Below are 9,851 nucleotides of genomic sequence, written 5' to 3' on the forward strand. Positions count from 1 at the left end.
GTCCACGGCAAAAGTCACGTACCAGCGGCCGTCCGGCTCACGCGACACCACCACCATCGTCGGATTCAGCGCGGCCACGTCCACGTCGCCGAACGACCACACGAACCGCAGCGGTGCGCTGGTCTTGGCCAGCATCAGCACACCCTCGCGCATCCGGAACGCCGAGCGGGTGTAGTGCGCGCTCTGCCGCCCGGTGCGGGACTTGAACTTCGGAACGCGAGCGCGCCCGGCGAAGAAGTTCGCAAACGCGGTGTGCTGGTGGCGCAGCGTCTGCTGCAACGGCACACAGGATACCTCCGACAGAAACGCGAGTTCCCCGGTGCGTTTCCACTCGGTCAGCGCCGCATCGGTCTGCCGATACGACGTACGCATCCCCTCGGCACGATAGCGGCGATTCCGCTCGCTCAAGGTCTTGTTCCACACCAGACGCACACACCCGAACGTGCGGTTCAACACCGCAGCCTGCTCGGAGGTCGGGTAAGCCCGGCACCTGTACGCCGTCCGCACGACACACAACCTACCGGGAGCACCGTGACGACCACGACGCAGGACTGCCGGCCCGCGCACTGCGTGCTTGGACCGCCCCGGCTCCGCCGGGACACTCCCGGCGGAGCCCGGATTCCTCACTGGTCTGAAGGCCAGGGCTTCCACCGGAGGCTCTGGTGACTCGCCCCCGCCCCGGCCGCCCGCGCCACGCACCCGACGAGAGTGGTGACCGGTCGCCACGCGAACAGATCCTCGAAGCGGCAGCCGCGCTCTTCGTCGACCAGGGGTTCTCGGCGACCTCCACCCGTGCCATCGCCGACAGGGTCGGGATCAGGCAGGCCTCCCTCTACTACCACTTCGCAGGCAAGGACGACATCCTCCTGGAGCTGCTCTGCACCTCCGTGCGGCCCAGCCTGGACACGGCTCGTGCCCTGGAGGACGCCGCACCGGAGGCAGCGCTCTACGCACTCGCGATGGCCGACGCGCACACACTCGCAACGGCGCCTCACAACATCGGAATGCTTTATCTGCTGCCCGAAGTACAACTTGGGCGCTACGACATGTTCCGCGAGGACCGCGCGGAGCTCCAGGACACCTATGCCCGTCTCGGGGCGAAGGTGGCCGGCGAGGATCCGGCGTCGGCCGCGGCCGCGCGCCGGGGAGAAATGCTGATCCAGCTCGTCGAAGTCGTGATCCACCAAAGGCGAACCCGCGTGCCCGACACGTCGGACTGCCACGCCATCGCCGAAGCGTGCTTGCGCGTGTGCGGCGCCGACCAGCGGACGATCGCCGCCGCGCGAGCGGACGCCGCCGGCCTCACGACCTCGGCGCGGGTTTGACATCCTCTCCGGCCTAAAGGACGGAGATTCCCTCCACGCTGCGCGTGGAACACGCGGCGTCCGGGTGGGTTACCGCTTCGCGGCGCGGTGCCGGCACGGATGCTGGTCTTACCTGCGCTCCACGGTCGTTTGAGTTGTCCGCCTGGCCGGCGGCCAACACGTTCCTGGCGGCGTTGATGTCCCGGTCATGGACGCTGCCGCACGGGCACGTCCACGACCGCACGGACAACGGCTTCGGCCCGTCGATCCGTCCGCACTCCGAGCAGGTTTGCGAGGTCGGCAGCCACCGGTCGATCCGGGCGAAGACACGCCCGTACCGGGCCGCCTTGTACTCCAGCATGCCGGTGAAGCCGGCCCACCCGGCGTCGTGCACGGACTTCGCGAGCCTGGTGCGGCCCAGACCGGCCACGCACAGGTCCTCGACGTACACCGCTTGGTTGTCGCGGATGATCGCCGTGGACAGCTTGTGCTGCCAGTCCCGCCGCGTGTCGGCCACCCTCGCGTGCGCGCGGGCGACCTTGATGACGGCCTTCCTGCGGTTGTTGGAGCCCTTGACCTTGCGGCTCAGCGACTTCTGCAACCGCGCCAGCCTGCGTGCCGCCTGGCGCAGGAACTTCGGCGCGGCCACCTTCGTGCCGTCCGAGAGCACCGCGAAATGCGTCAGGCCCAGGTCGACACCGACCTCGGACTCGGCCGTCGGCAGTGTCTCGTCCCGCTCTGTCGTGACGACGAACGAGGCGAAGTACCGGCCGGCCGCGTCCTTCACGATCGTCACCGAGGACGGTTCAGCGGGCAGGTCACGGGACCAGCGCACGTCCAGGTCGCCGATCTTCGGCAACCGCAACCGTCCGTTGCCCAGCACCGCGAACCGGGCGTTGCGGGTGAACCGGATGGCCTGCCGGTTGTCCTTGCGGGACCGGAACCGGGGCGGCGCCACCTTGCGGCCCTTGCGTTTACCCGTGACCGAGGCGAAAAAGTTGCGGTACGCGGTGTTCAGATCCGCCAGCGCCTGCTGCAACACCACCGCCGACACCTCACCCAGCCACGCCCGTTGCGGCGTCGCCTTGGCCCCGGTGATGACCTGCTTGGACAGCTCCCCGTCCGAAACGTAGGGCAGCCCGGCCTCGCGGGCGTCCTGCCGTGCGCGCAGGCCGTCGTTGAACACCACCCGCGCACACCCGAACGCCCGCGCCAACGCCTGCCGCTGGGCGGGCGCCGGATAGACGCGGAAGTTGTACCGCAGCTGCACGACACCACCCTATGGTTCCCGTGACAGACCAGTGGCGCAGGGTAGTCATCGGCTGGTACCTGGCCCGGCTGGAAAAGATCACGCGGGCGGCCTGCGCCGACTTCGACACCGAGCTGGCGAGTTCAACGGCGACAACAACCACGTGCACCTGCTGGTGAACTTCCGCCCAAGGTCGCGATCTCGAAGCTGGTCAACTCCCTCAAGGGCGTCTCCTCCCGCCGGATCCGGCAGGAGTTCCCCGAACTCGCCCGCCACTACTGGCGGGCACAACGCCTGTGGTCGGGCTCCTACTTCGCCGGTTCGGTCGGCGGCGCCCCGATCTCCGTACTGCGCCAGTACATCGAGCAGCAAACCGGCCGGTCTAGGACACGCCCAGCCGTGACCGGCCTCCCGCGCGGGCCTTCACCACCGGGCTGAAGCCCGGCGCACTGGCCGCATTACCGGTAGCGGACTTCGCCCGTCGCACGACTCCCGCACCGGTTGCGCCAGCGCGGTTTCCGCCTGGCCGACTCCTCGTTCGTCCAGCTGCCCGACACGTGCTGACCAGCGGCGTTCGCCCCGAGGCGAAGCAACCTGAACGCTTTGGGCGCGCGTTGGCAAAGACGGGGTGCAAGGGCTGAGCGAACCCCGAGGAGCTTCATGTCGTCAGACGCGGAACTGATCGGCAGATCGCTGCGCGGAGACACCGATGCCTTCGTCGAAGTGATCAGCCGCCACGAGACCGCGATCGGGAACTACCTCGCGCGCAGAGTGGGGCGTCAGGCGGCCGAGGACGTGCTCGGCGATGTGTGGGTGGCGGCTTACGAATCCCGTGCGACCTATGACAGTTCGTATCCCGAAGCCCGGCCTTGGCTGTACGGCGTCGCACTGAACAGGCTGCGACGGCACTGGCGGTCCGAACCGGCCGAAGTGCCGGCGTCGGACCTGACCGGCGTGGCCAGCGACTGGGATCCCTGGCCGGCGGTGGACGCCCGCGTGGACACGCAGGCACTGCTGCGAAGGGCACTGGCTCGGCTCAAACCGGAAGAGCGAGAAGTGCTGGGCCTGGTCGCTTGGGAAGACCTGACCGTCGCCGAGGCCGGGCGGGTGCTCGACATTCCCGCCGGCACGGCCCGCCGCCTGTTGCACCAGGCGCGCAAGGCGTTGCGTGAGGCCCCCGAGGTGGCCGCGTTACTGCGAGTCCCGACAACGTGAAAAGACAACCCATGGATGAAATGGATCTGATGAAGAAGCTGAGTGAAGTGCCGTCCCCGAGTCCCGAGTCCTACGACCGTGCTCGCACGGCCGCTGCAGACGGCGATGGCGGAACCCGCGAGCACGGTCGTGCGGCCGAAGCGGTGGTTGTCCTGGCCCAAGGTCAGTGTCGCGGCCGTGGGCGCGGCGGCCGTCGCGGCGGCTGTGGTGATTGGTACGACGGGCGGCACCGTCCCGGCCGGCCACTCCGACGCGGCCCCGCAGGCGGTCGAGTCGCCTCAGGTGGTCGAGTCACCGCTGGTGAAGCTGGCCTCTGCGGTCAAGGCGGCCGGCACGCAGCCAGGAGAAGCGTCGCTGATCATCAACACGAAGTTCGCGCCGGACGGCACACCGAACCTCTACTACACCGTCTACACCGACAAGGGCCAGGTCTTCCGCGGCGACTCGCCGCAGAGCCTCGCGGCCTCGGTCGCCAAGGGTGCCGCCGAGAATGCCACGCCGTACGACGCGAAGGTGATGGCGGCGGCCCGCCTCGCCGCGAACGGCGACGTGGAGAAGGCCAGGGTCGCGATGCTCACCGCCGCGGGCAACGCCCTGGGAGTCGGTCTGAGCCCCGCCGAGGCGGACAAGGCGTGGGCGCAGGCCCAGGCGGAGATCGCGGAGCAGTTCCGCAAGCACGGCAAGAAGGTTCCCGACCCCAGGCCGCGCCCGACGGGCAAGGACCTGGAGAACCTCATCGGCAACCACCTGTGGAGCAGCGCCACGCACGCGCTGTTCATCGGCGCCGCCAACGCGGAGGTCCGCGCGGGTGTGCTGAAGCTGCTCGCGACCATGAAGGACGTGACCGTCGGCACGACCGACATCGACGGCCAGGCCGCCCTGGCCCTCACCGCGAGCCCCGCCATTCAGGGGGGCGGCAGCACGCACATCCTCACCGTCAACGCCGACAACGGCCTGCCGATGCGTTCCGAGGGCATCCCGGCCAAGGACTCGGCGGAACCGTCCAAGCCCTGGGTGGCGAACTACAAGTCATCCCGCGTGACCCTCGCCGACGTGGCCGCGGGCAAGTTCTGATCCTCGTACCGAACTGTCCTGGGAGGGCCGAGATCATGTCGGCCCTCCCAGGGCAGTTCTGTCTGTGTGTCCAACTCGATCGTTACTACGCAGTCGGTACGGGGTGACCTTCCGACGCCTGCACGACGACGATGCCCTGACCCGACAGCGCGAGCTGATACGCCTCGCCCGAGCCGCGTCCGATGACAGCACCGAGCTTGGCCGTCTTGCGGATCGAGGATTGCAGCGAGGTCGACCACAGGACGGCGGACTGCATGTCGACGAACGTCGGCACGTCCACGTTCAGCACGACCGGTGTCCCGTAGGCGGTGATGGCCAGCGCTCCGGTGCCCGTGAACGTGGTGTTGAACAGGCCGCCGCTGAGCATCGACGCGCCTTCGGTGCGGTTGATGTCCCACTTGAGCGTGCTGTCGAAGGCAAGCACGTTCTTGCCGTTCACGGTGACGCCCTCGTCCTCCAGGTACAGCACGAAGATCTCGTCGGCGTCCTGGGCGAGGAACACGTCTCCGCTGCCCGACACCTTCATCAGTGACATGCCTTCACCGGTGAAGGCCTTCTTGAACATCTTGCCGAGGCCACCGCTGCCTTCGTAGGCGAAGTCGACGTCCCCCTGGTAGGCGACCATCGATCCCTGCTTGGCGAAGAAGAACCCGCCGCTGCCGGTGAGGTCCACCTTGAGCATGCGTTCGTTCTGCAGTTGGAAGCTTCCCGGCTCGACGGACCGTTCTTCGTGGTTGAACAGTGAGCTGCGCATGGTGCAGATGATGCAGGTGACCATGTGCTCGCGCATCCCTGGGGTGGGCGGTGGCCGGCGGGGCCGATCAGCGCTCCACTGTGGACTCGGGCAGGTGACGCCGCCCGGTAGCCTTCCGTCATGAGCAGAAAACTGTTGACCGGACTCGGGATCGTGCTGCTCCTCCTCGGCGGGGTGTGGACCGCCCAAGGACTGGGCTATCTGGAGGGCAGCTTCATGACGGGGCAGCAGCTGTGGACGACGATCGGGCTGCTGTGCGCCGGCGGCGGTCTCATGCTGCTGATTCCCTGGCCGAAGAAGCGGTGAGGCCCTACTGCCGCAGAGCGCCACGAGGTTGAGGTGATGCGCCCCTGGTCAAGAGAAAAGTTGGCCGATATGTGCCACCTCAACAACCTTGACCAGGTGAAAAACGGCTCATTAGTTTGATTGTCCGTAAGGCCGAATTTCCTGCTGGCACAGCGGTTGCCGGGGCCCGGAGGACTCAATGGTGAGCTCGTCCGCGCGTTGTCGCGCGCGTGTTCTGCGGTGGACGGGAGTGACCGGATGACGGCCCCGGCCGCGGCACTGCTGTCGGTCCGCGGGCTCGTGAAGCGCTTTCCCGGAGTGACGGCCCTGCAGGGCGTGGACTTCGAGGTCCGCGCGGGTGAGGTTCACTGCCTGCTCGGGCAGAACGGCGCGGGCAAGTCGACGTTGATCAAGGTGCTGTCCGGCGCGCACCGTCCGGACGAGGGCGAGATCCGCTGGCGGGGCGAGGTCGTGTCGTTCGGCAACCCGACGGCCGCGATGCGCAGCGGTGTGGCCGCCATCTACCAGGAGCTGGACCTCGTGGCGGGCTTGTCGGTGGCCGACAACGTGTTCCTCGGCCACGAACTGTCCACAGCGGGCTTCACCCGGCGGGCGGAGGCGCGTCGCAGGACCCGTGCGTTGCTCGACCGGCTGGGGCACCCGGAGATCTGGCCCGACCGCGACGTCGGCCGGTTGTCCGTGGCCCACCAGCAGGTCGTCAGCATGGCGCGGGCGCTGTCGCTGGACGGGCAGCTGCTGATCATGGACGAGCCGTCGGCCGTGCTGGACCCGGACGAGGTGCGGGTCCTGTTCGGTGTCATCAGGGAGCTCACCGCCCAGGGCGTGGCCGTGGTCTACATCTCGCACCGCCTGGCGGAGATCAGGGAGATCGGCGACCGGGTGACCGTGCTCAAGGACGGTCGCACCGTCGCGACGGGTCTGCCCGCACGCGAGGTCAAGACCTCGGAACTGATCGCGTTGATGACCGGGCGCGCCCTGGACAACGTGTTCCCGCACAGGAAACCGGTCGACCCTGTCGCGCCGGAGGTGCTGGTGGTGCGCGGACTGGCCGACAAGAACCGTTTCCGCGACGTGGACCTCACGGTCCGCGCCGGTGAGGTGGTCGGGCTCGCGGGTCTCGTCGGGTCGGGCCGTTCGGAGATCCTGGAGACCGTCTACGGCGCGCGCAAAGCGGCCGACGGCACCGTCGAGGTCGATGGCAGGCGGTTGCGGCGGGGGAGCGTCGGCGCGGCCGTGCGTGCGGGGATGGGGTTGTGCCCTGAGGAGCGCAAGAGCCAGGGGCTGCTGCTGGACCAGGCCGTGTACCGCAACATCACCGTCTCGTCGCTGTCGTCGTTCGCCAAGTTCGGGTTCCTGGACGACCGCGCCGAACGCGCCCGCTCGAGCCGGCTCACCGAGGCGCTGGACGTCCGGCCGGTCGGCGTCGACCGCGTGGTGCGTGGCCTGTCCGGAGGCAACCAGCAGAAGGTCGTGCTCGCGCGGTGGCTGTTGCGGGAGTGCCGGGTGCTGCTGCTGGACGAACCCACCCGAGGCGTGGACGTGGGCGCGCGCAGCGAGATCTACGAGCTGATCCGCGAGCTGGCGGACAGAGGCGTGGCCGTGGTCGTCGTGTCCAGCGACGTCGAGGAGGTCCTGGGCCTGGCCGACCGGGTCCTGGTGGTGCGCGAGGGCCGGGTGGTCCACGACGGTCCCGCCGACGAGATCGACGAGTCCCGGGTCCTCGACCTGGTCATGGAAGGGCACGCCGCATGAGCGAGGACACCGCCGCCGTGGCCGCGCGGGAAAGAACTCCGGTCGTGAAGGACAACGGCCGCGGTATCTCGGCGCTGCTCGCCTCCCCGGCCGGGCGCAACACCGGTCTCGTGGTCGCACTGGTCCTGCTGTGCCTGGGCGGTGTGGTCACCGCGGGCGACCGGTTCGCCGACGTCGACAACCTGCTCACCATCCTGCGGCTCGCGGCGGTGATTGGAGTCGTGAGCGTCGGCATGACGTTCGTGATCACCGGCGGCGGGATCGACCTGTCGGTGGGCGCGATCGTCGCGCTGTCGTCGGTGTGGGCGACAACCCTTGCCACCCAAGGGATTGCCAACGACACGCACTGGATCGTCATCGTGTTCACCGCGCTGGTGGTGGGCGGGGCGTGCGGACTGGTCAACGGCACGCTCATCGCCTACGGCCGGGTCGTGGCGTTCATCGCGACCCTGGCGAGCCTGGCGGCCGCCCGTGGTCTCGCCGAGATCATCTCCAACCGCAAGACGCAGATCGTGAACGTGCCGGGCTTCGCCGCGTTCTTCGACGCATCGGTGCTGGGGGTACCGGTGCTCGTGGTGATCTTCGCGGTGGTCGCCGCTGCCGGGTGGGTGCTGCTCAACCGCACCACGTTCGGGCGCCGGACGTTCGCGGTGGGCGGCAACCCGGAGGCGGCGCGGCTGGCAGGCATCGACGTGCGGCGGCACACCGTCTGGCTGTACACGCTGCTCGGCCTGTGCTGCGGGCTGGCCGCCGTCATGCTCATCGCCCGCACCACGACCGGCAGCGCGACGCACGGCGGGCTGTACGAGCTCGACGCGATCGCCGCGGTCGTGATCGGCGGCACGCTGCTGTCCGGTGGACGCGGCACGATCGCGGGCACCGTCTTCGGCGTCCTGATCTTCACGACGCTGTCGAACGTGTTCACCCTCAACAACCTCTCCATCTCCGCCCAGGCCGTCGCGAAGGGCGCGATCATCGTGGTCGCCGTTCTCCTCCAGCAGCGGCTGGCCAGACGCAGCGGTGCCTGACGCCGCGACCACGACCGCCGCCACCCGAGGAGACAGAAAGTCATGCCACACAAGAGAACCACTCGCCTCATCGCCGCGCTGACACTCGGTGTCGCGCTCACCGCGTGCACGGGCAACACGCCCCAGAACCAGGGTGGCGGCAACCAGGGTGGTGTGAGGGTCGCCAACGACGAGCCGGGCAAGAAGGTCGTCATCGGCTTCTCCGCGCCGGCCGCCGACCACGGCTGGATGGCCGCGATCAGCAACGCCGCCAAGGCGGAGGCGGGCAAGTACTCCGATGTGGAGCTGCGCGCCGTCGAGGGCACCAACGACGTCAACCTCCAGATCAGCCAGGTGGAGACGTTCATCAACGACAAGGTGGACGCGATCGTGCTGCTGCCGTTCGACGGCGCGGCGCTCACGCCGGTCGCGCTCAAGGCCATGAAGGCCGGCATCACCGTGATCAACGTGGACCGCCAGTTCGACAGCCCGTTCGCCGCGCGGTCCACGGTTCTGGGCGACAACTACGGGATGGGCGTGTCCGCGGGCACGTACGTCTGCGAGCGGCTGAAGGGCAAGACGGACGCCGTGGTCGCGGAGATCGCCGGCATCGACTCGCTGCCGCTGACCCAGGACCGCAGCAAGGGCTTCGCGGAGGCACTGGCGGGCTGCGGGCTGAAGGTCAGCAACCGCGTGGCGGCCGAGTTCACCGTGGAGAGCGGCGAGAAAGCCGCGGCGAACCTGCTGCAGGCCGCGCGCCGCATCGACGCCATCTGGAACCACGACGACGACCAGGGCGTCGGCGTCACGGCCGCCATCAAGAACTCCGGCCGCAGCGAGTTCTTCATGGTCGGTGGCGCGGGATCGGCCAACGTGATGCGTGAGATCAAGGCGGACAACGGCCCGCACAAGGCGACCGTGATCTACCCGTCCACCCAGGGCGCCGACGGCATCCGGCTCGCGCGGCTCGCGGTGCAGAACAAGAGCCTCGGCGACCTGGTCGAGGTGGAGGTGCCTCGTCAGGTCCAGCTCTACGCCCCGGTCGTCACCAAGGACAACGTCGACCGCTACCTGCCGACCGCCTTCGAGTCCTGAGAGACATCCCAGGAGCGTAGATGTCAAGCCGCAGCGGAAGTGACGTGATGGGACCAGGCGGTCGTTTCGTCGTAGAGGGTGCCGGTTTTGAGGCA

The 9,851-nt window shown here is 68.7% G+C and carries 10 protein-coding genes and 1 pseudogene; 8 read left to right on the forward strand and 3 right to left on the reverse strand.

The genetic code is table 11. From position 1 onward, the window contains the following. Positions 1–567: RNA-guided endonuclease InsQ/TnpB family protein (locus FXN61_RS42960; RefSeq protein ID WP_312878436.1), on the reverse strand; the 567-nt coding region annotated here is incomplete at its 3' end. Positions 568–662: 95 nt separating this feature from the next. On the opposite strand from FXN61_RS42960, the gene FXN61_RS42965 reads away from it, so the two are divergent. Beyond that, positions 663–1,325 (forward strand): TetR/AcrR family transcriptional regulator, encoded by a 663-nt coding sequence (locus tag FXN61_RS42965; RefSeq protein WP_223165843.1) that lies wholly within the window; start codon positions 663–665, stop codon positions 1,323–1,325. Positions 1,326–1,338: 13 nt separating this feature from the next. Here the strand turns inward: FXN61_RS42965 and FXN61_RS42970 are convergent, their stop codons facing one another. After that, positions 1,339–2,574 carry an RNA-guided endonuclease InsQ/TnpB family protein gene (locus tag FXN61_RS42970; RefSeq protein ID WP_167979590.1) on the reverse strand — a complete coding sequence of 412 codons (1,236 nt, stop codon included), beginning with the start codon at positions 2,572–2,574 and terminating at the stop codon, positions 1,339–1,341. A gap of 11 nt (positions 2,575–2,585) precedes the next feature. Here FXN61_RS42970 and tnpA point away from each other — a divergent pair. From tnpA to FXN61_RS42985, 3 genes and pseudogenes are all read left to right on the forward strand, one after another. Next, positions 2,586–2,991: pseudogene (gene tnpA, locus FXN61_RS42975) on the forward strand (IS200/IS605 family transposase). Positions 2,992–3,213: 222 nt separating this feature from the next. Continuing rightward, positions 3,214–3,768, forward strand: a complete 555-nt coding sequence (locus FXN61_RS42980) for an RNA polymerase sigma factor (protein ID WP_167979591.1) — start codon at positions 3,214–3,216, stop codon at positions 3,766–3,768. Positions 3,769–3,846: 78 nt separating this feature from the next. Then, on the forward strand, positions 3,847–4,842 hold the full coding sequence (locus FXN61_RS42985) for a hypothetical protein (RefSeq protein ID WP_246292912.1): 996 nt from the start codon (positions 3,847–3,849) through the stop codon (positions 4,840–4,842). Between the two features lie 85 nt (positions 4,843–4,927). Here FXN61_RS42985 and FXN61_RS42990 read toward each other — a convergent pair whose 3' ends face one another. Continuing rightward, positions 4,928–5,596, reverse strand: a complete 669-nt coding sequence (locus FXN61_RS42990) for an AIM24 family protein (RefSeq protein ID WP_167979592.1) — start codon at positions 5,594–5,596, stop codon at positions 4,928–4,930. Between the two features lie 120 nt (positions 5,597–5,716). On the opposite strand from FXN61_RS42990, the gene FXN61_RS42995 reads away from it, so the two are divergent. From FXN61_RS42995 to FXN61_RS43010, 4 genes are all read left to right on the forward strand, one after another. Next, a complete protein-coding gene (locus tag FXN61_RS42995; RefSeq protein ID WP_167979593.1) occupies positions 5,717–5,902 on the forward strand; it encodes a hypothetical protein in 186 nt (61 codons plus the stop codon). A 237-nt stretch (positions 5,903–6,139) separates the two neighbouring features. After that, positions 6,140–7,654: a sugar ABC transporter ATP-binding protein gene (locus FXN61_RS43000; RefSeq protein ID WP_167979594.1), complete on the forward strand. Its 1,515-nt coding sequence runs from the start codon at positions 6,140–6,142 to the stop codon at positions 7,652–7,654. Continuing rightward, positions 7,651–8,682 (forward strand): ABC transporter permease, encoded by a 1,032-nt coding sequence (locus FXN61_RS43005; RefSeq protein ID WP_167979595.1) that lies wholly within the window; start codon positions 7,651–7,653, stop codon positions 8,680–8,682. The genes FXN61_RS43000 and FXN61_RS43005 overlap by 4 nt, the downstream gene beginning before the upstream one ends. A 42-nt stretch (positions 8,683–8,724) precedes the next feature. Continuing rightward, positions 8,725–9,756, forward strand: a complete 1,032-nt coding sequence (locus FXN61_RS43010; protein ID WP_167979596.1) for a substrate-binding domain-containing protein — start codon at positions 8,725–8,727, stop codon at positions 9,754–9,756. Positions 9,757–9,851: the final 95 nt, after the last annotated feature.

It is taken from the genome of Lentzea indica, assembly GCF_012184385.1.
Classification (GTDB): domain Bacteria; phylum Actinomycetota; class Actinomycetes; order Mycobacteriales; family Pseudonocardiaceae; genus Lentzea; species Lentzea indica.

Bases quoted from the DNA above. Each gene is read 5' to 3' on its own strand.
- FXN61_RS42995 (WP_167979593.1), top strand. From the start codon at position 5,717: ATGAGCAGAAAACTGTTGACCGGACTCGGGATCGTGCTGCTCCTCCTC.
- FXN61_RS43010 (WP_167979596.1), top strand. From the start codon at position 8,725: ATGCCACACAAGAGAACCACTCGCCTCATCGCCGCGCTGACACTCGGT.
- FXN61_RS42990 (WP_167979592.1), bottom strand. From the start codon at position 5,596: ATGCGCAGCTCACTGTTCAACCACGAAGAACGGTCCGTCGAGCCGGGA.
- FXN61_RS43000 (WP_167979594.1), top strand. From the start codon at position 6,140: ATGACGGCCCCGGCCGCGGCACTGCTGTCGGTCCGCGGGCTCGTGAAG.
- FXN61_RS42980 (WP_167979591.1), top strand. From the start codon at position 3,214: ATGTCGTCAGACGCGGAACTGATCGGCAGATCGCTGCGCGGAGACACC.
- FXN61_RS43005 (WP_167979595.1), top strand. From the start codon at position 7,651: ATGAGCGAGGACACCGCCGCCGTGGCCGCGCGGGAAAGAACTCCGGTC.